The 23,515-nt window shown below is 55.9% G+C and carries 17 protein-coding genes, 1 tRNA gene and 2 pseudogenes; 8 read left to right on the top strand and 12 right to left on the bottom strand.

The features are described 5' to 3' along the window. A partial coding sequence (locus IQ254_RS04245) for an IS66 family transposase (RefSeq protein WP_193964753.1) occupies positions 1-1,408 on the top strand: 1,408 nt, incomplete at its 5' end. Between the two features lie 65 nt (positions 1,409-1,473). Here the strand turns inward: IQ254_RS04245 and IQ254_RS04240 are convergent. Genes IQ254_RS04240 through IQ254_RS31330 form a run of 3 tightly spaced genes read right to left on the bottom strand, consistent with a single transcriptional unit; the run spans position 1,474 to position 2,868 of the window. Continuing rightward, the gene (locus tag IQ254_RS04240; RefSeq protein ID WP_193964744.1) at positions 1,474-2,124 is read right to left on the bottom strand and encodes a response regulator transcription factor; all 651 of its coding nucleotides are present in this window, start codon (positions 2,122-2,124) and stop codon (positions 1,474-1,476) included. Beyond that, a complete protein-coding gene (locus tag IQ254_RS31335) occupies positions 2,121-2,495 on the bottom strand; it encodes a sensor histidine kinase (protein ID WP_228040126.1) in 375 nt (124 codons plus the stop codon). Before IQ254_RS31335 ends, IQ254_RS04240 begins: the two co-directional genes overlap by 4 nt. Then, a complete protein-coding gene (locus IQ254_RS31330) occupies positions 2,467-2,868 on the bottom strand; it encodes a sensor histidine kinase (RefSeq protein ID WP_228040124.1) in 402 nt (133 codons plus the stop codon). Before IQ254_RS31330 ends, IQ254_RS31335 begins: the two co-directional genes overlap by 29 nt. A 4-nt stretch (positions 2,869-2,872) precedes the next feature. On the opposite strand from IQ254_RS31330, the pseudogene IQ254_RS04230 reads away from it, so the two are divergent. Continuing rightward, a pseudogene (locus tag IQ254_RS04230) lies at positions 2,873-3,310 on the top strand (ABC transporter ATP-binding protein); the annotation flags it as partial. Here IQ254_RS04230 and IQ254_RS04225 read toward each other — a convergent pair. From IQ254_RS04225 to IQ254_RS04210, 4 genes are all read right to left on the bottom strand, one after another. Next, on the bottom strand, positions 3,277-4,179 hold the full coding sequence (locus IQ254_RS04225) for a putative hydro-lyase (protein ID WP_193964742.1): 903 nt from the start codon (positions 4,177-4,179) through the stop codon (positions 3,277-3,279). The pseudogene IQ254_RS04230 and the gene IQ254_RS04225 sit on opposite strands and share 34 nt — an antisense overlap. A 114-nt stretch (positions 4,180-4,293) precedes the next feature. Continuing rightward, positions 4,294-7,938: a hydantoinase B/oxoprolinase family protein gene (locus IQ254_RS04220; protein WP_193964740.1), complete on the bottom strand. Its 3,645-nt coding sequence runs from the start codon at positions 7,936-7,938 to the stop codon at positions 4,294-4,296. Positions 7,939-8,234: 296 nt separating this feature from the next. Then, a complete protein-coding gene (locus IQ254_RS04215) occupies positions 8,235-9,455 on the bottom strand; it encodes an Nramp family divalent metal transporter (RefSeq protein WP_193964738.1) in 1,221 nt (406 codons plus the stop codon). A gap of 889 nt (positions 9,456-10,344) precedes the next feature. After that, a complete protein-coding gene (locus IQ254_RS04210) occupies positions 10,345-10,515 on the bottom strand; it encodes a hypothetical protein (protein WP_193964731.1) in 171 nt (56 codons plus the stop codon). 629 nt (positions 10,516-11,144) lie between these two features. On the opposite strand from IQ254_RS04210, the gene IQ254_RS04205 reads away from it, so the two are divergent. Both IQ254_RS04205 and IQ254_RS04200 read left to right on the top strand, forming a co-directional pair. Then, positions 11,145-12,209: a YHYH protein gene (locus tag IQ254_RS04205; protein ID WP_228040122.1), complete on the top strand. Its 1,065-nt coding sequence runs from the start codon at positions 11,145-11,147 to the stop codon at positions 12,207-12,209. A 193-nt stretch (positions 12,210-12,402) separates the two neighbouring features. Then, positions 12,403-13,086, top strand: coding sequence for a hypothetical protein (locus IQ254_RS04200; RefSeq protein ID WP_193964729.1), 684 nt, complete (start codon positions 12,403-12,405; stop codon positions 13,084-13,086). Positions 13,087-13,713: 627 nt separating this feature from the next. On the opposite strand, the gene IQ254_RS04195 is transcribed toward IQ254_RS04200, so the two are convergent. Continuing rightward, a complete protein-coding gene (locus IQ254_RS04195) occupies positions 13,714-14,949 on the bottom strand; it encodes a mechanosensitive ion channel family protein (protein ID WP_313887361.1) in 1,236 nt (411 codons plus the stop codon). A gap of 475 nt (positions 14,950-15,424) precedes the next feature. Between IQ254_RS04195 and IQ254_RS04190 the strand changes: the two genes are divergently transcribed. The 4 genes and pseudogenes from IQ254_RS04190 to IQ254_RS33440 form a co-directional block, all read left to right on the top strand. Next, on the top strand, positions 15,425-16,153 hold the full coding sequence (locus IQ254_RS04190) for a TspO/MBR family protein (RefSeq protein WP_193964727.1): 729 nt from the start codon (positions 15,425-15,427) through the stop codon (positions 16,151-16,153). Between the two features lie 247 nt (positions 16,154-16,400). Next, positions 16,401-17,045 carry a Uma2 family endonuclease gene (locus IQ254_RS04185; protein ID WP_193964718.1) on the top strand — a complete coding sequence of 215 codons (645 nt, stop codon included), beginning with the start codon at positions 16,401-16,403 and terminating at the stop codon, positions 17,043-17,045. Positions 17,046-17,467: 422 nt separating this feature from the next. Further along, positions 17,468-17,665 carry a hypothetical protein gene (locus tag IQ254_RS04180; RefSeq protein ID WP_193964773.1) on the top strand — a complete coding sequence of 66 codons (198 nt, stop codon included), beginning with the start codon at positions 17,468-17,470 and terminating at the stop codon, positions 17,663-17,665. Then, positions 17,646-17,819 (top strand): annotated as a pseudogene (locus tag IQ254_RS33440) (type II toxin-antitoxin system PemK/MazF family toxin); the annotation flags it as partial. The gene IQ254_RS04180 and the pseudogene IQ254_RS33440, both read left to right, overlap by 20 nt. A gap of 239 nt (positions 17,820-18,058) precedes the next feature. Here the strand turns inward: IQ254_RS33440 and IQ254_RS04170 are convergent. From IQ254_RS04170 to IQ254_RS04155, 4 genes are all read right to left on the bottom strand, one after another. Further along, complete coding sequence (locus tag IQ254_RS04170; protein WP_193964716.1) at positions 18,059-18,736, bottom strand: hypothetical protein; 678 nt, start codon at positions 18,734-18,736, stop codon at positions 18,059-18,061. Positions 18,737-18,768: 32 nt separating this feature from the next. After that, entirely contained in the window at positions 18,769-19,932 is a 1,164-nt protein-coding gene (locus IQ254_RS04165) for a site-specific integrase (protein WP_193964714.1), read from the bottom strand. 230 nt (positions 19,933-20,162) lie between these two features. Continuing rightward, positions 20,163-20,234 (bottom strand) — tRNA-Gly (locus tag IQ254_RS04160). A 48-nt stretch (positions 20,235-20,282) separates the two neighbouring features. Continuing rightward, positions 20,283-23,405: an efflux RND transporter permease subunit gene (locus tag IQ254_RS04155; RefSeq protein ID WP_228040118.1), complete on the bottom strand. Its 3,123-nt coding sequence runs from the start codon at positions 23,403-23,405 to the stop codon at positions 20,283-20,285. Between the last annotated feature and the right edge of the window lie 110 nt (positions 23,406-23,515).

Below are 23,515 nucleotides of genomic sequence, written 5' to 3'. Positions count from 1 at the left end.
GCTGGAAGAGAACGTCAATCAGAGTTCGCAGAATTCATCCAAACCGCCGTCAACGGATGGCTTTGGCAAAGGCGTTAAAGCCAACGGAAAAGGCAAAAAGCCACTGCGAGAGCGGAGCGGGAAAGCCACTCCCCGCGAAGCCCGAAAGCTATATCCAGCGGACGATTGTCGTGCCGTCCATGACGTCATTCCCCCCGCCTGCCAAGGGTGTGGAGCCAGTTTATCGGGCCAAGATCCTCATCCCCACCGCCATCAAGTGATAGAGCTCCCGCCCGTTTTGCCCGAGGTGGTTGAGTATCGATTGCATGGCCTGAGGTGCGAGTGCTGCGACACGGTGACCTGCGCCCCGCTGCCGCTCGGGGTCTCCGCCCTGGGCTATGGTGAACGGCTGACGGCTATGGTGGCATTGCTGAGTGGGGCATACCGGCTGAGCTATCGACAGGTGTGTGCGCTGATGGATGACCTCTTCGGGGTGCGCCTCTCGCGCGGCGGGGTCGGTCGTCTGCGACAGGACATCAGCGACGCGGTGAGTCCGGCGGTGGAGGCGGCCAAGGCGTATGTGCAGGGCCAGCCCGTCATGCATAGCGATGAAACCAGCTATCCCCAAGGCAATCGAGACGGGGGGAATCCACAGCGCACCAAGGGCTGGCTTTGGGTGCTGGTGACGCCGTTGGTGAGTTTTTTCGAGGTGGTGCTCAGTCGGTCACAGGCGACCGCTCAAGCCTTGATTGGTCAAGCGGTTTCAGGGATTGTCATCTCTGACCGCTACAGTGCCTACCGCTGGATTGAGGTGAGCCGATGGCAAGTGTGCTGGGCGCATCTGAAGCGAGACTTTACGGCCATGGCGGAACGCAGCGGGGTCTCGCGCGAGATTGGTGAGGCTCTATTAAGGCGGCAGCGACGATTATTTCGCTGGTGGCACCGAGTCCGGGATGGCACCTTGTCCCGGCACGACTTTATCCAGCAGGTCGAACGGTTGCGGGATGGGTTTAAGGCTGAACTCGTTGCGGCCACTGCCCTGCCCCTCGGCGTCGCGGAAAAGACGCCGTTGGCTAAAACCATCCGCACCTGCCAGCAACTCTTGCAGGTGGAACCAGCCCTGTGGACGTTTGTGCAGACTCCAGCAGTGGAGCCGACCAACAATGCCGCAGAGCGGGCGTTACGCCCAGCGGTGATCTGGCGGCGCACCAGTTTTGGTGTCCAGTCCAACGAGGGCAGTTTGTTTGTCTCGCGCATGCTCACGGTGGTGACGTCACTGCAGGCTCAGCATCGCAATGTCTTGGACTTTCTCACTCAAGCCTATGCCGCTGCCCGGTTGAACCGGCCTACGCCCTCCTTACTTCCTCAGGCTGAACCCGAGCAGGACGCCCCGCTGGTAGATCACCCTGAACCGCTTTGCCTAGCTTAAAACGCTCGCTGAGGGACGGTTACCATTTAAATCAGCTACCCGATTTTTAAATCGACAAATTTTCGCTAGCTCAAACCATTCTCTACCGCATATATTGCAGCTTGGGTGCGATCTCTCAGATCTAGCCTCATCAAAATATTAGAAACGTGATTTTTGACCGTTCCCTCACTGACATATAGGGCCTGGGCAATGCCTTTATTTGTCGTTCCTTTAGCAAGCAGTTTTAGAACCTCTAGTTCTCTTGCAGTCAGCGATGTCTCAATGGGCGGTTTGGTGACAAACTCCTGTTTATGTTTGAGGGCGCCAATCAGTTTGCCTGCCACCTCAGGCGCTAGTTGATAGACCCCGGCATGGGCCAACTTGATAGCTTGAATCAGGTCTTTTGGGGGAATGTCTTTCATCAAGTAGCCACAGGCCCCGGCCAGCAGCGACTGCACAATGAACTCCTCATCATCAAAGGTGGTGAGCATGATGATTTGGCAAGCGGGTAGAACTTGCCTGATCTGCGCGGTGGCTTCTACGCCACTCATTTCCGGCATGCGCACGTCCATGAGAATGATATGCGGCTTTAAATCAAGGGCTTGGGCGATCGCCTCTTGACCATTGGCAGCGAGGCCCACGACCTCAATGGCCGCTTCAAGTTCTAATAAAGAAGCAATCCCTTCGCGAATCAGGTACTGGTCATCGACCAGCAAAATGCGGATTTTGACCGTCATGCCATTGACTCCGGATTTAAACGAGTCAGCAGGTGCGCCTGAACCTGGGCTTGAGGAATTTTGACCGTCAGCTGGGTGCCTTGGGGCTGACTGCTGATGTCAAGGGTGCCCCCCACTAAACTGAGCCGTTCCTGTAAGCCGATCAATCCATGGGTGGTTTGTTCGTTGCCCCGCAACGTCCAGGCGGCGACATCGAACCCCAAACCATTGTCGATCAGGTCTAGAGTGGCGACATGAGCACCAAAATCGATCGCGATCGTCACTTGGCTAGCCCTGGCATGCTTATGCACATTGGTCAGCCCTTCTTGAATCACCCGGTACAGGGTCATCAGCTTCAGTCGGCTATAGGGTGAGCGATCGCTCCAGTTCACTATGACGCATGCGTCGGAGCAAATCGTTGAGGGTCTCCTGAAATAAGAAGGGTTCATTGTCTTGACGCAGACTGCTGACCGACTCCCGCACATCTTTCAGGGCCGCTTGCACCGTGCGTTTCGCATGGTCTACTGCTTCATAGGCACGACTGGGATCGCGTTCTCTGTAGGCGTTGGCTTTTTCGAGCTGAATATTGATCGCCGCCAGATGATGGCCCAGACTATCGTGAATGTCACGCGCTAAGCGATTCCGTTCTTCGGTGGTCGCTAAATCAGCCACCCGCGCAGCATAGTGCTGCAATTGGGTGTGGGAGGCTTCGAGCGAGGTCAACAACCCCGCCAACTTTTGCTGAGCTTGAGTCGCTTGGGACATCGCGCGCATTGGCTTTGTGTTTCAGCAATTTAACCTGCTGCCGCGCTCAACTGCCTTAGAAAACGTCATGCTGCCCATGGTCTATGCTGGTGCGAGTCGGAGCCAGCGACGTCAGCAGGCAGCAGCAGCTCTGACGCGAGTGGGATTGGGCGATCGCCTGGGTAATCGACCGAGTCAACTCTCGGGCGGACAACAGCAGCGGGTGGCGATCGCTCGGGCCTTGGTCAACCGACCAGCCCTGGTCCTGGCCGATGAACCGACGGGCGCGCTCGATACCCAAACCTCGCAGGAAGTCATGGCCCTCCTCACCGAACTCAATCACCAGGGAATTACCGTGGTGATTGTGACCCATGAGCCTGATATTGCCGCGCAAACTCGTCGCATTATTCATGTTCAAGACGGAATGGCTCATCGGCGCGACTCGGGGCTGGCTTCTGTTTGAACAGGATGCGATCGCTTAAATGATTGGGATTCTAAACCGCTGACGCAAAATTCTGTGCGGTCCTGCGGCTGTAATAGCAACGACTCATTTTTCACATCTGTGACCAGCATGCAGCCTGGCGCATGGGTAATCGCCAGCTCGGGTTTTGCCTGCGTAATGGCCGCTTGCGGCGTGACACCACAGGCCCAAAATACCGGCGTTTCCCCCGGATGAATGGTCACCGCCTCGCCGTAGTCAGGGGTAGCGAGATCTTTAATGCCAATCTCAGCGGGCTCGCCGATGTGAAGGGGCGCACCGTGGACCTGGGCATATCGCCCCGTAATGTCTACTGCTCGGGCGATTTGGTCGGCTGGGAGGGGACGCATCGAAACCACCATCGGCCCAGAAAAGCGATCGGTCGGCTGACAGTTCAGCGTCGTGCGATACATCGGCACATTCTTATTTTCTTCAATATGCCGAACCGTCAATCCCGCCTTCAGCATGGCCTCCTCAAAAGAGAAAGAGCACCCAATTAGAAATCCGACCAGATCATCTGTCCACAACGATTTAATGTCTGGCCGCTCTTCCACCAGCTCGCCGTCTCTAAACACGCGATAGCGGGGCAGGTCGGTGCGGATATCAGCCGCTGGGGCGAACTGCTGGGGCTCCGGATTGCCCTGATCCAAGACTTCTAAAACCGGGCAGGGCTTGGGATTTTGCTGGCAAAACACCAAGAACTCAGCCGCCCAGCGACTGGGCAAAATCACCAGGTTAGTTTGTACGTAGCCCATTGCCAGCCCCGATGTGGGCTGATCGAGGCCCCCACTCCGACAGCGAAGTCGAACGTCTCGGGGTGAACGTGATTTTGAAGACTGCACTGTGGAATTCATCGCGATATACCAAAGCAAAAGAGCACCCCAAGGGATTGGCTTAGAAATAAACTCCCTGGGGATGAGGGTGATTTTATTTCGATCGCACCCCTAAAGATAATTTTCATACTGCTTTTATGGCGCGCCAAATCCGCCACCTCCGGGAGTTTCGATCACAAACGTGTCGCCTGCCTCCATATCCACGGTAGCTGTGCCAGCGAGGTCTTCGCGGCTGCCATCGTGGCGCTGAATCCAGTTGTGGCCGACGGTGCCGGCGGCGCCGCCAGATTGTCCGAAGGGTTGAATTCGCCGATGGCTAGAGAGAATCGCTGCGGTCATGGGTTCTGTGAACTGCAGCCGTCGAATCACCCCATGCCCCCCACGGTGTTGGCCCGCACCGCCACTGCTTTGCCGAATCGAGAAGCTTTCCAAAAGCACGGGGAATCGCCATTCCAGGACTTCTGGATCGGTGAGGTGAGAGTTGGTCATGTGAGTTTGCACGGCGTCTGTTCCCTCAAAGTCAGGCCCCGCGCCAGAGCCACCGCAGATGGTCTCATAGTACTGATAGCGCTGATTGCCAAAGGTGAAATTGTTCATCGTGCCTTGGGAGGCGGCTAAGACGCCCAAAGCGCCATACAGCGTATCGACGATCGCCTGCGAGGTTTCGACATTACCGGCCACCACTGCGGCGGGGTATTCAGGATTGAGCAAACAGCCTGGGGGAATGACAATCTTCAGGGGCTTGAGGCAGCCGGCATTCAAGGGAATATCATCGTCTACCAGCGTTCTAAAGACATAGAGAACCGCTGCCTTACAGATGGCAGAGGGGGCATTGAAGTTGTTGTTGAGCTGGGGTGAGGTCCCAGAAAAGTCAATGGTGGCGCTGCGATCGCCCTTGTGAATTTGAATGTTGACTTGGATGCGATCGCCGCTATCTAGCTCGTAGGTAAAGCTGCCGTCACTGAGCCGGTCAATCGCCCGCCGCACCGATTCTTCAGCATTATCCTGCACATAGCCCATGTAGGCTTGCACCGTCTCTAGCCCATACTGCTCTAGCATCCGCTGCAGCTCCTGTACGCCTTTCTCATTGGCCGCAATCTGCGCCTGCAAATCGGCAATATTCTGAGTCGGATTGCGTACCGGATACTTGTCTTCGGTCAACATCTGTCGCAGTTCGGCCTCGCGAAACTGGCCCGCCTCGACGAGTTGGAAGTTGTCAAACAGCACGCCTTCCTGCTCTACCGACGTGCTATCAGAGGGCATGGACCCTGGCGTGATGCCTCCAATATCGGCGTGATGCCCGCGCGAAGCCAGGTAAAAAATGACGGTGTCTTTCCCGGTTTCAAAAACGGGGGTAATGGCGGTGACGTCGGGCAAGTGAGTGCCGCCGTGATAGGGATTGTTCAAGATATAAACATCCCCCGGTTGCAGCGCATCCCCACGGCTGTCGATCAGCGATCGCACACTCTCACTCATCGATCCCAAATGCACAGGAATGTGGGGCGCATTCGCGACTAGCTGCCCGTTTTGGTCAAAGATGGCGCAGGAGAAATCGAGCCGTTCTTTGATATTCACCGAATAGCTCGTGTTTTGCAGCGTAGTGCCCATCTGCTCAGCGATCGAGCGAAACAGATTGTTGAAAATTTCCAACATGACGGGGTCAGCAGGCGCGGTGCTGATATCGGTACTCTCTGAGGTCTCTGCCGACTCTTGATAGGTGAGGATAAGGTAGTTGCGATCGCTCACCTCGACCTGCCAGTCCGGTTCGATTACGTTAGTCCCAGTCACTTCAACAATGAGTGCTGGCCCGGTAATCGTATCGCCGGGCTGCAAATCTTGCCGCTGATAAATGGGCGTCTCATGCCAGTCATCCGCCGTATAAATTTTCACCTGGGCTACCGGCTGGGGGGCATCGGCCGACTGGCGCTCGCGCTGCGGCTCATCGGCCTGCTGGGTTTGAGCCACCAACTCAATCGAAATGGCCTCCACCACTAGGGTTTTGCCTTCAGCCACAAAGCCATAGCGCTGCTGATGCTGGGTTTCAAACTGCTGTTGCATCCGCGCCGCCGTGTCAAACTCGACCAACAGCGTCGAGTCGGTGCCGTCATATTTGAGATGCGCCCGCCGCCGGGTTTCCACATCAATTGGCTGCACTGACTGCTGTGCGAGTTCGTCCTTCGCATCGGCAATCAACTCATCAAAGCGAGGCGAAAGGTCTAATTCAGCCGTCAGCGGGGCCTCTAATGAGGCTTCTCGCAACACGCGCAGTTCCGCGAGGCCAATCCCGTAGGCAGATAGCACCCCCGCATAGGGATGAATCAAAATTCGTTTCATGCCCAATGCCGCCGCAATCAAACAGGCATGTTGCCCGCCCGCCCCGCCAAAGCAGCAGAGCGCATATTTAGACACGTCATAGCCTTTTTGCAGCGAGATTTGTTTAATCGCGCTAGCCATCTTCTCGACCGCGATACTTAAGAATCCATCGGCTACCGCCGCGACACTCCGGCCATCCCCAATCTCAGCCGCTAGCTGCTCGAATTTCTCTGCCACAACCTGTGGGTTCAACGGCGCATCGGCTTTGGGGCCAAACACCTTGGGAAAGAAATCGGGCTGCAGTTTACCCACCTGCACGTTGCAGTCCGTGACGGTGAGCGGCCCGCCCCGGCCATAGCTCGCCGGACCCGGATTCGCCCCGGCAGACGCTGGCCCGACGCGATAGCGACTGCCGTCATACTGCACAATGGAGCCACCGCCCGCTGCTACCGTATTGATGGCCATCATCGGCGTGCGCAGCCGCACGCCAGCGACTTCGGACTCAAACGTGCGCTCATATTCACCGGCATAGTGAGCCACATCGGTAGACGTGCCACCCATATCAAAGCTGATAATCTTCTCGAAGCCAGCCAACTGGCTCGTTTTGACCGCACCGACAATGCCCCCAGCTGGCCCTGAAAGAATGCTGTCTTTGCCCTGGAAAAACTGAGCGTCGCTCAAGCCGCCATTCGACTGCATAAACATCAGCGGTGGTGCGTGATCGACACCTGAAATTTGAGTGGTCACGCGATCGACATAGCGCCGTAAAATCGGCGAGAGGTAAGCATCGACCACCGTCGTATCGCCTCGACTGACCAATTTCATCAGCGGGCTCACCTGATGGGAAAGCGAGACCTGGGTAAAGCCGATCTGCTGGGCCAGTTCGCCCAGGGCTTGCTCGTGTTGGGGGTAGCGATAGCCGTGCATCAGGGCGATCGCACAGCTGCGAATCCCGGTGTCGTAAGCTGCTTGTAGCTGCTGTCGAGCCGCCTCCGATTGCAGCGGCGTCAACACCTTGCCCTGGGCATTGATTCTCTCCTCGACCTCGACCACGCGCTCGTAAAGCATCTGCGGCAGCACAATCTCGCGAGCAAAGATATGAGGCCGATTTTGATAGCCGATTCTGAGGGCATCGCCAAAGCCTTGGGTGGTGACAAACAGGGTGCGATCGCCCTGATGCTCTAGCAGCGCATTGGTCGCCACCGTCGTGCCCATCTTAATTCCCGCAATCTGCTCAGCTGGAATCGGCTCATCTGGGCCTAGCTGCAAACAGTCGCGAATCCCTTGCACGGGCGCATCTGTATACTGCTCAGGATTCTCAGACAGCAGCTTATGCACGATAATTTCGCCGTCGGGTCGCTTAGCGACAATGTCCGTAAACGTGCCACCTCGGTCGATCCAAAACTGCCACTGCCCATCAGATTTCTTGTCAGTACGCGCTTCTGTGCTGTTCTCTGTGCTGTTCATTGATGCTTTAACTCGAATCAATCCATCAAAATTTGTTATAGGCTGCGGGCAAACCTAGGGGGGCATCATTAACTAACTCCGGCAGCCCTGAGGACTTGACACGACCGCGCCCGCACTGCCGCTGTGGCTAGGAGCGGTTGCCCGTTCGCCGTAAGGATTTAGCCGCTCAATGATGACGGGCGCATGTCAGCTTTGCAAATATCCTGTACGGCCTACCCTAATGGGAAGAGCACTAGACGCGCAGCGGCTTCTCTTTGAGTGGGCTCAAAGGTGACATGCTCGTGATAGTGTCCCTCCTAGACTACGCCAAATACTTTCAACAGTTGGTTTGCGCCCAGACCGGCGGCGACCAAAACGACAGTGAAGCCCAAGATATTGGTAACCGTTTTATTTTTGTATTCTCCCAACAGATCAGAACGATTCATCACAAATAAGAGAAAGACTGCAACGAGGGGTAACAGCAGCCCATTGGCCGCCTGAGCAAACACAATGGCTTGCAGCGGTCTGGTCCCGCTAGCGGCCAGCACCGTACCGACCACCAGTGTGATAATCCAAGCGCTGCGAAACTTGATGGCTTTGAGATTTTGCTCCCACCCTAAGGCTCCACAGATCGTATAAGCCGTGGCCAGGGGAGCAGTAATTGTGCTGGTAATTCCTGCCGCAAACAGTCCCGTGGCAAAGAAAATTCGCGCCGCTGGGCCAAGTAAAGGTTCAAGTTGTTCAGCCATGGCTCCAGCGCTATCAATCGTCGTGCCTGCGCCAAAGAAAGCTGCGGCTGATGTGGACAGAATCGCCATGGTAATGAGTCCGCCTAAGGCGATCGAGACAATGGTGTCAAAGCGAGATTCGCTAATCGCTTCGGGTATCAATAACTCATCCGACCATTTTTCCTGCACTGAGTTAGAGTGTAGAAATAGATTGTAGGGAACCACTGTTGTCCCAATCAAAGCAATCACGCTCACCAACGAACCTTCTGGAATCCGGGGAATCAACAATCCCGAGAACGCGGCTCCCAGATCAGGACGGGCCACGATCGCGGACAACAAGAAGACCACACTCATGATCAGCACCAGGCCCACTAACACTTTCTCAATCAGCTTGTAAATGCCTAAATAGAGCAGTACAAAGGCAATGATGCCGATCACTACTGCCCAGATTTTGGTGCTGCCGCCAACAATGGCTTCCAGACCGATCGCCGTGCCGATGATGTTGCCCGTCTCAAAGGCGGCGTTGCCGAACGCGATCGCCGCAATCATCAAGGCAATCGCGGCAATCCGCACGGCGGGTATCTTAAAGGTCGTTGCTAGGGCTTCTCCGAGGCCTTTGCGACTAACCAAGCCTAAGCGACCGGCCATTTCCTGGAGCACAATCGTCGCGACCGTTGAGAATGCGATCGCCCATAGCAAAGCGAAGCCAAAGCTGGCACCCGTGATACTGGCTGTCGTTACCGTACCTGGCCCCATAAAAGCCGCTGTCACGATTAAACCTGGGCCGAGATTTTTTAACTTTTTCAGCATTTTGCATGGATTCCCTTGACAACTGATAGCTGATCCGCCTTCTCACCTCTGCTATCTTGAAACGGAAGCATTGTGATACGGCGTTTTTTCATCAGATGACTCAGAGAAGAATACGCCAATAACGCTAAACGGCGTGATTATCTGAAACAGCTGGCCGATCTACCTAATAGATAAACGATAGAACAACGACTCAAAAAAACCGTGTTCATAGAAACATTACGTGAATCTAAATTGGGTCTTGCTACATCACGTTCTGGGCTCTGTCGCAACCATGACTTCGGGGTATAAAATCTCACTTGATTATCTAGGTCTGACACTGTCATGCCAAAAGTTTTGTGGATAATCAGCTCTGAGCGATCGCATCAACCCTCTCAAGATTTTGAATCTGTCCTTTCCGGCTCACCCTATTGCTTCATTCCCTGCGTGGGTCCGGTGGCTATCACGCCCATACCCGGATACTGGCGAGGGGCAGCTGTGCGATGCAACGGCAACAGGAGATAGGCGACGTGGCGGTGAATCGGGTGGTCGCGTGGCCCAGAGCATTGAGCCGCAAGAACACCGTCTGGTTTTAGTGAGGCAGCCGAGCAACCGGGGGTGACCGTGATTTTATTCGACTACGAGTTTCTTGATAGTGAATTTATCGTGACTTTAGGCATAGACTAATCGTGACTGATGACTGATATATTCTGTTGATATTGTTTCTATTGTTTATTCATATGATTTCTAGCCACTCTAATCGTCAAATAAAAGTTTGCAAAAAGAGGTTATAGAGATCACTCGTTTGTAAATTTTGGGAGCCGTAAAATGAGACCAAATCAAACAGTCAAAAACTTTTTGTCCACAGCATTAGTCGGTATTGCTTGCACAGGCTTTATCACAGCTGCAGCCACTAGCGCCCAAGCTCGTGACGAAGAAGAAAGACCGCATCGTCATGTTGTGACTGCCCAGAGAGTGGAGAAGCCACCAGCACCAGCACCAGCACCAGCACCAGCACCAGCACCAGCACCAGCACCAGCACCAGCACCAGCACCAGCACCAGCACCACCGGAACCAGCACCAAGACCACCTGTTAGACAACCCAATAACCCTCAAAACGACCGGCCAGAACCCTCCGACGTTTCCCTTGACGTTGAGATCCAAATTTAGACCCAAGAAGGATTGTCGACTTGGCTCACCCCGACAGCGATCATCACACAAGTGAAATTCCCAATCCTTATCAGTTATGAGAATGTAATCATGAAACTGGGACAAATTCTAGTCCGGCAAGGAGCAATTTCTGTTTCAGAGCTAGAGAAGAAGTTGCACACACAGGCTCAGCAGATGAAGCCACTGGGTAGGTTATTCGTTAGCGAGGGCCATATTACAACCACCCAATTAGACACGGCCCTGCAAGAACAATATTGGCGTAACCATGGTTACTGGGTGATTAATTAAACCTGCCAGTGTTTACGCCGACAAACCCCAATTATTTAAAGAGGCAGAGGCAAAATCTAGCGCTCCTGCCTTCTGCCTCTACCGACATTTTATCTGGTCTTTCAATCTGGTTTTGGACAATTTGGCGCTAGCCAGAAAAACCGTTCAGTAATCTTTTTACAGCAATGAAACTGGCCAACAATTTGGCTGGAAATCACTCATAAAGCGCAAGCTTACTTGCGCTATTTAGCGTTCTCTTTAACTGGAGCTATATCCATGAAAAAAGTAGGACTAATCGTTCTTACATTGGGCGTTGCGATCGCAGTGCTGGCATTCGGATTACATAGTCCGATGGCCCAGCAGGGTCACGAAAGCGTGACTCAAGATGTTGCCCAAGTCAGGCCAGAAGGTGGCCCACCCGAAGGCGGTTCACCCAGAGGCGGGCCGGGGGGCAATCGGCCAGAAGGTAACTTAGGGGAACCCATTGCATCCACCGAGGCCGACACCTCGGGCGCCCTCTGCGATGCCAGCACCAACGTGCTGAACGAGCAATTGGGTCTGCAAAGTGAGGCACAGTGGTCTTGTGCTGATGAGCAGCGGCAGCTAGTTGCAAACGGGGTCCCGAATCATCAAACGGGTGAACAGTTCGTGGGGGAGCTTAACCCCATTACGGCCCACGAGGTCAATTTCGTGATGCCGCTGAATCCTGTTGCGCGTACAGGCGCTGGTCAGCGGGTTATAAACCCGGCCTATGCGCTGAACGGGGTGAAGTTTAATCCTGGGACGGGTGGGCGGTGTGCCTCCAATATCACCGATGTGTCTGAGTGCAGTTTGAGGCCTGGTAGCACTGGGGAGTGGACGATGGAAGCGCTAGGCCAATCGACCTTTGACTTTGGTGAAGATGCCAATCACGCCCATGTGCAGCGGGGTGGTGTCTATCACTATCACGGTATGCCCGAAGGCATGCTGTCGGTACAGAATTTGGCTGGCGAATCGATGCAGCTCATTGCTTGGGCGGTAGATGGGTTTCCGCTCTATGCGCGCTATGGCTACAGCGATCCCGAATCTAGCACCAGTGCCTTGCAGACGATGGCACCTAGCTATCAATTGAAAACCACGCCGGATCCGGATCGTCCCAGTGTCGACCTCATACCCATGGGTACGTTTTCCCAAGACTATGACTATGTTGAAGGTTCTGGTGACCTTGACGAATGTAATGGCCGTTTTGCGGTGACGCCGGAATTCCCGCAAGGCATCTATCACTACTACGTGACCGACGCTTACCCCTTCGTACAGCGCTGCGTGAAGGGAACGCCCGATCCGTCGGCCCGGCCCACCTGAGGATGGTGAGCCGCCTGAGGATGGTGGGCCACCTGAGGGTGGTGGGCCTCCTGAGGGTGGTGGGCCTCCGCCCAGTTAATGTCCGTGACGAAATGAAATCTGTATAGTCCTCAGCGCATCCATCCGTACAAACGCCATCGGCGTTAAACCAGAGCGTTTGCCCACTGAGTGGAACATCAACACGGAATTGATTATGCCAATGCAACATAATACACAGATCGGTCGGGTTTTGCGTGCCGCCAAGCTTACGATAGCCATGATGCTTTTGATTTGGGGCTGCTCTAGGGTGGGGCAAAGTTTGCCAACCACAGCAGACTGCGCAACCGATGAAGCGGCTTTTGAGTTGCACCTCAATTCTGAGGCAGTCAATTGTACGGCTGATTTCCTTGAGGTAACCGCGACAGGTCTGCCTGATTTGACCTCTGGAAGTCACGAAGATGTACCGATGATCGGCATCACATCCTGGATCCAAAGAGTTGCGGTTCCCTACGATTATCACTGGCGGATTCCCCTTGCCCCTGATTGGCTCGCTGAACCCGTTGAAGCCAGCGCCCGTGGTCCGATCGCGGTTGCGGTTGACGGTGTGCCCATTTTCCATATAGAACCTCGCCCCTTTGATGCCCTGGCGCAGCGCACACCAAGCCCGCTTGGTGGTAGCTATGGTGAACCGGTCTCAACGCTGATCACAGATTTTGAGAAAAATGAAGATGGCGATTATCGTTTGGCTTTTGATTCGTTAACGACGTCTGGAGTCACGAGTTCAATTCTTTATCGCCAGACCTCAGAAGATTGTTGGGAGTTTGAGTACCAAACCGTTGCGGGTGAAAGCGGGCAGACGACAGAAGCCTGTCGTCATAGCTATAACAGACCAGAGTAGAGATAGTGTCGTCTAGCCCTGTGTCAGTGCAGATAGAAGCAATATTGGGCGCATATACTATTGCGGTATTTGACGATTGCGGTGGTCACATCAATCCAGTTACTGGTTACCACCTGCACGGCGCACGGGGTTGCTCAGAATTGGGTGCAGTAGTTGACGGCGAAACGCCAATCTTTGCTGATGCGATGGATGGGTATGCAATTCACAGTCCGCTCCGGGGGGATTTTGAATTCCGGCTCCCCCCAGAATGGGGGCTGGGAGGGCTAAATGCAGCCCACCATGCGATGCACCGTCCCGAATGCCAAGTTCTCCTCAGTCTTCCAATACATGAGCGGCCCAAATCTCGGGATAGAATATCTCGTCGGGATATGCCGCTGGCAGCTGGTTTTTCCATAAAATTGTGCAGATGCCCAATTCGAGAATCAATTCATAGGCTTCTTCGAATGTCGTGATCATTCAATTCATCCTGCTAGAGCACCAGTACAGTATGGCTAAAAACTCGGTTTCTTGGTCACTGCCCTAACCGCGTGACTGGCATTCTGGCCGAGAAACCGGGTTTCTGTACCGGCGTTCTAGTACAGCCTGGCGTTAATCGGTTCACCAGTCCTGAAACCCGACACCTGAAACCTAATCTCCTGAAATCTCCCTCGCCACCACATCGACGGCATCTGCGATGGGGCGATCGCGAAAGGTCAGCGTGTAGATCTCGGTGGGCATCTCCACCCCTGCCGCCTGTAGCCCTTCTTTAATCGCCTGGGCCGCCGCTGAGGTCACCTGCAAATAGGACTGACGGCGAGAGTTGACCCAAAACCTTACCTCCAGATTCACGGTGCTGGCCGCCAGTTCGTGCACCAAGATCAGCGGCGGGGGCTCGGGCTCGACTCCCTTGATCGGCGTGACTGCCTCAATAATTACCTGGCGAGCGGTGGTAATGTCGGCGTCATAGTCAATCCCGACCATAACATCGCTGCGTCGTACCGGAGAGTCGGTATTGTTGACCACGCTGCTCTGAAACACCTGCTGGTTAGGGATATACACCAACCGCCCGTCGTAGGTACGCATGGTGGTGGCCCGCAGCTGAATCTGCACCACGGTGCCTTCGTAGTTGCCAATCACCACCTGATCGCTAATGCGAAAGGGCCGAGCGGCGAGCAAAATCACCCCCGAGATGTAGTTGCTGAGCACGTCTTTGAGGCTAAAACCAATGGCGACGCTGGTCAGCCCCAGGGTGCCGAGCAGGGTGGCAAAATCTAGACCCAAAACCCCCAGGGCGACGATGCTGCCCAGTACCCAAACGCCGCCGTAGCAGAGCCGCCCAATCAAAATTTCGGTGCTGCGATCGCCCTCGGTTTGCTCGGCCCACAGTAGCCCCACCCGCCGTACGCCAATGGCCATCAGCCAGGTGAGTACCACCAGCAGCAGCGCTCCCAACAGCGAAGGCAGCAGCAAAATCGTGTCATCCACCAGCTGTCGAGCTGTGCCGTCGAGCCGTTGCAGCACATCCACGGCCAGATTGGGCTGCACAAGGGCCTGATTCAAGCGATCGGCCCACTGCTGCGCCAGGTCTGTGACGGTGGTGTCAAAGTCGGTGGCATCCTGCTGGGTAACGGTCATCAGCACCCGGTTGTTTACCGTCAGCAGGGCGATCTGGCGCTGTTCGTCTACCTGCACGGTGACGGCATCGAGCGATTGCGACTGGCTGAGCAGCCCCCCAATGCGACGGCTGATGATTTGGGCGCGATCGCTCGCACTCAACCCCGGCAAACTACCAACCTGAAACACCGGCTGGCCGCGCACTGAGACATCGGCAAAGAATTGCCCGTTTTCTGAGCGCTGCGGCAGGGTTTCTGGTGCGTCAGGCACAGCCGGGGTCTGTGCCTCTGGGCTGGCCTCATCCTGAGCCTGGAGCCTAGCCGCAGGCAGCAAAAGGATCAGAATCAGAACTATGCCGCTGGCCCGCGATCGCCAAATCCGCTGAAAAATGCTGGCCTCCCGCTGGTTTGACCAGCTTTAGTCGGATGGGTAAAGGATCTTTTCTCAGGCATTTTAGGTCAACGGAGGTGAGCGCGGCGAATACCTGCGGGGGGAAATCTAGTACTCTGAGGTGGCAATAACCCAGCTGTTTACTCACGCGGAAACCCTTATGAGACCTGGAGTTCCCGTTCTGCCTTCTGCCTTCTTACTTCTGCCTTTCGGTACTAGTCGCTTGCCCTGGGGCGATCGCAGCCTGAGTCATCTAGTTTTTTGCCCGATTCAGCCCTCAACGGCTTAGGATCAAGATCAGGCCAAGATACCTCCCAACGGCCATCCCTTGTCTTAACCCATCAGCTTTAGACCCATGAGCGATTCAAAATTTGTCACCAGCGGCATCAATACCGTGATGGGGGTCAACGATGGCACCCGCGATAAAACCATCCAGCCCGATTTAGCCAATCCCCAGTGGGATAAGCGGGCGACGCTGACCTACCTGGGGGCGACGATCGCCCAGGTGGCCGCGATGACCGGGCTGTTGTGGGGGATGGATTTGGCATTTGGCAGCCTTAACCCCACCGCGCTCCCCCAGGGGGCTGTGACGGCGATAGCCTGCGGGTTCTTTGCCTTTGTGACGCTGCGATCGCGCCTGTTTTCCCTACTCGACAACACCCGCAACAGCGGCCGCTACACCTCGCTCCAGCGTCCCGGCTGGGCCCCACCGCCGCTGGCCTTTCCCATCGTGTGGATGAGTATTGCGGTGCTGCGGGTGGTGTCGGCCTACCTGGTGTGGTCGGCGCTGGGGCAAACGTTTCTGTGCCTGCCGCTGATTCTCTATGTGGCCCACCTCAGCCTGGGCGACACCTGGAACACGATTTTCACGGTAGAAGGTCGCCTGGGGGCGGCGGTGCCGATGGTGATGGTGGGGCCGCTGCTCTCGGTGGCGGTGGTCACGTTCAGCTATTTCCAAACCGTGTCGCTGGCGGGGTGGATTATTTTGCCGTCCCTGGTCTGGCTGGCGATCGCCACCGCCCTCTGCATCAGCCTCTGGCGCTTGAATGGCCAGGAACCCCTGTATCCCGTAATATCAGCCTGATTTCTGTCGTAGGGTGCATCCGCGCAGCGATAAACCCCGTGAAGGCTCGGTCTAGTAGGCGGTGCATTGCGGCCAAAGGGCAAGTCCTGGGACGGTAAGCCAAGGTTGATGTGCCGCGAATGCACCCTACGCAAACGGTACCGCCACGCCAGCCGTGGCTTTTGTCACCGATGGAATGGGTTAGGCTGGCCGTAGTAGATGCTAGCGATGCCGAGCATTTTGTTCTTCTCCCCTGAGGAAAGCACCCATGGTCACCGTTGAGCTACGCCAAATTGATGTGCCTCTGGGCCAGAGCCTGCTGCTGCGCGACGTCAGCTGGGCCGAGTTTGAAGCCATTTTGGCCGAGCTGGGCAACCACCGCAGCACTCGCATCGCCTACGACGAGGGATTTTTAGAAATTATGGCTCCCCTGCCAGAGCACGAGTACTTCAAGCAGTCGATTAGCACAGCCATTGAAGATATGGCCGAAGTATTAGAGCAAGATTACGAGTGCTATGGCTCGACCACCTGGCGACGCAAGGCTAAGCAAGCTGGTATTGAACCCGACAATTGTTTTTACTTCCAAAACGAAGCGCTGGTGCGGGGCAAGCTGGAGTTTGACCTAGACCGTGACCCACCCCCGGATCTCGCCCTCGAAGTGGATCTGACCAGCAAATCCCTCGATCGCTTTGCGATCTACGCTCGCCTGGGGGTGCCCGAAATTTGGTGCTACGACAGCGGGGTGCTGACGATTTATCTGCTGGAAGAGGGCCGCTACGTAACGTCAGACCAAAGCCAAGTTTTCCCCACGCTAGATATTCGCGCCCTGCCCCAGCTGATTGAATCGCAGCGATCGGCGGGTCGGCTAGCCCTGCGGCGAGCGGTCAGAGAGTGGGTAAAAGGGCAAGTGTAGGTGCATTCGCGGCCCAGAAACCTCAGCGAACTATCCCAGAATTTGCTTTTGGCCGCAATGCAACGATTGCGCCATTCATTGTTAAGCATCTCCATGGTGCATTGCTTCGCGAATGCCCCTTGTATCTGCTTGAAGGCGATAGATTTTGCTAAAAGCTGCAAGGTCATAGCCTCAACCGAAAGCCCCTGCTGCTGGGCTTCTTGCATAATGTAGTGCTCCATTTCTGGAGGTAGGTTGAGGGTTAGGGTCATAGGTGTTCAGGGGTATATATTTCTATCCTCGCTTTGTAGGATAGGTACGGGCATAGCTCTTGCCTATGCTGCCTAAGCACCAGACAAAGTGATGGTTGGCTGGGATGTGATTAGCAACCCTATAATTTGATCAAAAGCAATGCTTACTTTACCCAGTCGGTAGAAGCGTTTATGGACACTATCGTTGAACAGCTCGATACCAAGCTTGGCGAGTGGGAGCCTGAGATTGCCGACCAGGTACGTCGATTTATCTGGGAGATTATACAACTGGCGGATCAAGGCATTCCGGTTGATTTGATGCGATCGCGGGCTGTAGAGCAAGAGGTGCTGGATTTACTCGATGAGTCAGATGAGCCTGAAACCTGGTGAAGTGTGGCTGGCTGATCTAGGGCTTGCGGCTAAGACCCGGCCCGTTGTAATTGTTTCTCGCTTGGATCCTAACCCACCTAGGGTCTTGGCTATTTATGTACCGCTGACTACTCAATACAGAGGTAGCGCCTACGAGGTGGCCCTGCCTAAGCTGTCTTTGTGGATGGCTTATCGAGCGCACCTTTGGCTGGTTAAGAGGAACATTTTCCTTCTTACACCGTTATTCTTCACGATCAGCCTATGAGGTCAGCAACCCAGAGCAATAAGCCAACCAAGTTTCTACCTCAATCATCACGGTTCTGCCGTCACTGGCGCGGGTCTTTGCTGGCCTGAGGTGTCAACAGTGCTTACCTCAAAATCGCGACGCCCCCCGGAAGGTGCTGAGGACAGATATCATTGCCAATGTAAAATTTTCTGCAACACAGCATCGGCTTCTGCCTGGGTCACTTTAGGCAGACGATTCTGAACATAGTCTTCCGAGATTCCCGTTTGATTGGCAAACTCCTCCTCAATGCCATCTAGCAACTGAGGATGGTTGTAGGTCACCTGCCAGTCGCGATCCCAAAAGATGCGATCGGCCAGTTCATCAATGCAGTTTTCCCATTCCAGCGAGTCCTCACAGTCCACCTCAATGGGCAGAATGTCCTCCTCCTCCTCAAACTCGGCTTCTAAAACCTTGAGCATTCCCAGGGCGCTCAGAGTTTCCCAAATCAGTCTTCGCCAATAGAACGGATCGCCATCCTCCTCAATACAGTCAGCGAAGGCGATTTCATCCTCCACCCGTTGGGTCAACCAGGCGAAAGGAAAATAGGCCGCCGCTTCTAGCACATTGGTGAGAGGTGGCACCGGCACCTCGGGCTTGAGTAACGCCTCCAGGCACCGATGCCACAACACCACCCGTTGCTCAAAGCTGGCGCTGTCGAAGATGCGGTCTCCAGTGATAACCTCTCCCCCATCGTCGAATTCAACCGCTTCCCGGCTGAACTCAACCGCCGCCTGGAGAATGTGCAGGTAAAACTTAGCCTCTGCCCCCTCCAGCACGCGCTTGCCAAAATTGGTATTCCAGGTCATGACGGATAGCGCTCCTCGACAAACACCAACCCCTAAAAGAACGTGGGCACCTCAATCTGACTAATGAGGCCAGCATAGTGCTCCAACAGAACTTTAGGATCATGACCAGTCAGCTTGGCCACCTCAATCACCGACATCCCCTTTGCCAGCATGTGGCTAATAAACGTGTGCCGGGTGTTGTACTGAGTGCGATACAGCCCGTTTTCCTGAGTCATGCCGCACTTCTTCAAAATGCTCTGCCAGGCCCGATTGAGGAAGTTCGTCGCATCAATCGGCTTACCCTTGGGGCTGGGGAAGACCAGGGTATCGGGCTTGTAGTCTTCCGGGCGAATGGCTAATAACAGGTTCTGTAGGTCCCCATTGCACGGGAAGAACCGAGCCCGATTGGTTTTGGTGGCTTTTCGCAGGCGAGCCGTGCCGGTGCCCTTACGCACTAGGGTTTCATTAAACGTAATCCCGGTACAGTCGCGACGGACATGCTTCCACTGGAGACCGATGGCCTCACTGGTTCTACAGCCCGTCATAAACAAGAACCGCACATAGTCGGTGTAGTGGGCGTAGTAGCGATCGTCGCGAAAGGTACCGATAATCTGCTTAATTTCCGCCTCGCTAAAGGGAGGAACTTTGAGCGGGGGCACCGGGTGGCACATCTCCGTCAGCCCGGTAAAGGGGTTTTCCCAGCCTGCGTCCACCAGTTTGTTCTGCTGTACCCAGTTGCCAAAATCATTCAGGATGATCACCTGCTTCTTAATGGTGGCAGGAGAAGCACTTTGCAGCATAAACGTGACGAACTCTTGGGCCTCTCGGCGGCCAAGGATCTTGCGCCCAAAATTGCGCACCTTCTTGGGAATCGGGTTGTACATGCTCACGATGGTGAAGGGGCTCTCTAGCCGTTGCCCCTTATCGTCCACAAACTCATCCCAGTGCTGCTTAAAGACATCGGTATAGCTCTGAGACGCCTCAGAGCCAGCTACAACCATTGGCAGTGGATCCTCAGGCTTGTATTTTTGCAACGTGGGGTCAAAATTGCCGCTCAGCATGTCTAACTCGATCTGTTGGGCCTTTTGCGTGGCAACCCTGCGGTTGATGATGCTATCTGGCAAGCCAACCGACAGGCAGTAGCGCTGGCTTCGGTAGCTCCACCGCAGCCGCAAGCGCTCGGAGTAAACTTCGACTTTAACTTGTCCTTTAGCCATAGTTCGGGGTGGGGGTAAAGTACATCGCCTGCACCCTTGCCGTTATCTACGGTTATCCGACCCCATCAATCCGCTTTTCGTGCCCGGAGGTTTATACCAATTTCGTACCAGTTTTTACCCCCAAACTGCCCCAAAGTGACCCAACGTCACGGCCACTTTGCCAAAAAGCAATCAAGACCTTGATGGCTGAATCCCTTTCTGGAAGAGCGTTTGAGGCTGAAACACTTGAAAGCGGGTGAACGGACTCGAACCGTCGACATTCAGCTTGGGAAGCTGACGTTCTACCACTGAACTACACCCGCAGGAGTGCCGTTGCGGCTCTAACCCGCCAACGGATTCTTATTATACGGTTATTTGCTCAAGGTATATTCCCTAGGTGTAGGTTCTGGGGTATCAGGCGGTTCTGAGTCCATATCTTTGCCTCTGAAACGGCCAAACAGCTTAGCGATCGCCCCATTCACCCGGTCAATATAGGTAAACAGCACCGGCACCACCACTAGCGTCAGCAGGGTCGAGGTGGTAAAGCCGCCAATTACCGCGATCGCCATCGGGCTGCGGGTTGCCCCGCCCGCGCCCAGCTCCAGGGCAATGGGTACCATCCCCGCCATGGTCGAAATTGAAGTCATCAAAATCGGGCGCAGGCGGGTGACGCCCGCTTCGACGACGGACTCTCGCCGAGATTTGCCCTGCTGCTTTGCCGTCAAGGCATAGTCCACCAGCAAAATGGCATTTTTGGTCACCAGGCCCATCAGCAGCACAATGCCAATCAGGGCGAACAGGCCCATCGGCTTTTGGGTAATCAACAGGGCGATCAGCGCGCCCCCCACCGAGAGCGGCAGAGCTGCCATAATCGCCATCGGGTAGATAAAGCTGTTATACAGCAGCACCAGCACCGCAAAGATCATGAGTACCGCCGTGGCGAGGGCGAGGCCAAAGCGGGTAAACACATCCCGCATAATTTCGGCATCGCCCGCAGGCTGCTGGGTCACGCTGGCCGGCAGGCTTTGCATGGTGGGCAGCGCATCGACGGCGGCCAAGCCCTGGCCCAGGGTGATGCCCTGGAGGTTGGCCCCAATGGTGACCTGGCGGGACCGATCAAAGCGATCGACTTGGGCCGGGCCGCTGCCATAGCGCACATCGGCCACCGCTGAGATTGGCACCAGCTCACCGGTTTGGCTGGGCACCCGCAGGGTTTGCAGAATGATCGGGTCATCGCGAAAGGTGGGGTCAATCTGCACGCGGATAGGAATCTGGCGATCGCCCAGGTTGAAGTCTGCCAAATTCGAGTCGGTGTCCCCCAGGGTAGCCAGGGAGGCGGTAGATGCGATCGCCTGCACCGTGACCCCAAGATCGGCGGCGCGATCGATATCGGGAATAATCTGCACCTCGGGCCGCACCAGGCTGGCGCTGGAGTTGACATCCACCAGGCCAGTGATGTCCCGCATTTCTCGGGTGAGCGCGTCTGAGACCTGGCGCAGGGCCGTTGGGTCATCGCTCTTGAGCACCACGCTCAGGTCCTTGCCATCTCCAGAGGCCCCCTGGCTCTGGAAGCTAATGCGGGCCCCAGGCACCTGCTGAAACCCGTCGCGGGCCTGCCGCTCAAACCCTGCCTGCGACAAATCGCGCTCGTTCTTCGGCAACAGTCGAGCATAGAGGGTGGCCTGGTTGACGCCATCGTCACCCCCTTCCGTGGCCAGCACCGTGGCCACAGCCGGGTTGTCCAGCAGCCCCTCTGTGACCTGGGCGGTCGCCTGCTGTGTGTCGGCCAGGGTAGCGCCCGGCGGCAGCTCCACGGCAATGGTCGAGAGGCCCGTGTCGCTGCTGTCAAACAGGTTGGTGGGAATGTAGGGCACCAGCCGCAGGCTGCCCACAAAGAACATCAGGGCCAAGGCCAGGGTCAGCCCCCGGTGGCGCAGGGCCCAGGTCAGCAACCGGCGGTAGGGGCCGGGTCTGCCGTGGTAGGCCTCTATTGTTTCTTCACCAAAGATAGTTTGGGGCTTTGATTTCAGCAGGTAGGCCGCCATCATTGGTGTGATCAGCCGCGCCACAATGGTCGAAAACACCGTCGCCGTGGCCACCGTCACCCCAAAGGGCTGAAAGAACTGGCCCGGAATGCCGCCCATAAAGGCCACCGGTAAAAACACCGCCACAATCGTCGCCGTGGTGGTGAGCACCGCCAGCCCCACCTCCGCCGTCGAGTCGAGGGCCGCCTGAAACGGTCGCTTGCCCATGCGAATGTGGCGCTCGACGTTTTCGATTTCCACAATCGCATCATCGACCAGGTTCCCAACCGCCAGGGTCAGCGCCAGCAGGGTCATGCTGTTGAGGGTGTAGTCAAACCAGCCCAGCACCAAAAACGTAGGAATAATTGACAGCGGCAGCGCCGTGGCGGTAATCAGCGTGGCGCGCCAGTCGCGCAAAAACACGCCCACCACCACCACCGCCAGCAGGCAGCCCAAGATCAGGGCGTCGATCGAGGCCTGGTAGGAGTCGCGAATTTCATCGGCGCGCGTAAAGATCAGCTCAATCTCGACATCCTCCGGCAGGGTTGTTTCCAGCTGCGCCACCGCTGCCCGCACCCCATCCTCCACCGACACGAGAATGCTGCCGGTGCTGCGATAGACCTGAAACGCCACCACCGGCTGGTTGCTGAGCTGAGCCGACTGGCGCGCTTCTTTGAAACCGCTCTCGACGGTACCCAGGCTGCTGAGGGGCACCGTGGTGCCGTTGGGCAAGGCAATGCGCGCCTCCCGTAGGGTCTCAACGGTGGGGGCGCTGCCCAGGGTACGAAAGCTCTGCTCTTGGCCCCCCAGGGTTGCCCGACCGCTGGGCAGGTTAATGTTTAGGGCGCGAATTTGGTCATTTACCTGGGTGGCGGTAATGCCCAGGGCGTCGAGCTGTTGGGGGTCGAGGTCAACTCGAATTTCGGGGTCAACGCCGCCCACTCGATCGACCCGCGCCACTCCTTCTACCGTTAGAACCTCCTGACTGATGGTGCGATCGACCAGATCGCTAATTTCTTCGACCGATCGCCGGTCAGAATTCACCGCATAGGTCATCACCACGCCGCCGCCAAACTCCAGCCGCCGAATCACCGGCTCTTGAATGCTGCCGGGTAGGTCTTGGCGAATGCGGGTGACGGCATCGCGCACATCGTTGGTGGCCCGGTCGATATCGGTGCCCAAGACGAAGGAAATCGCCGTTGTCGACGAGCCCTCCCGCACCGTGGAGCGAATTTCATCGATATCGCCCAGACCCGCCACGGCGTCTTCGACCTTCTTGGTCACCTGGTTTTCCAGTTCCTCAGGCCCGGCCCCGGTCTGGGTCACGGTGACAATAATCGACGGAAACTCAATATCGGGGTTTTCGTCGATGCCCAGCTGACCAAAGGAGATCAGCCCCCCCAGGGTGAGCACCAGGAAGAGCACAATAACGGGAATCGGGCGACGGATGGACCAGCCGGAGAGGTTCATGGACAGTAGTTGGGTGGGTAGTAGAGGAGCGTAGGGTGCATTCGCGCCAGCAATGCACCAAAATCATTGTTATCAAGCAGTTAGCGTGAAGAAGATATTTGCCCTAGGAG

It is taken from the genome of Nodosilinea sp. LEGE 07088, from assembly GCF_015207395.1.
In the GTDB taxonomy this organism is placed as follows: domain Bacteria; phylum Cyanobacteriota; class Cyanobacteriia; order Phormidesmidales; family Phormidesmidaceae; genus Nodosilinea.
Note: the sequence above shows the minus strand (reverse complement) of the source record. Positions and strands in the feature narration are given on the sequence as shown.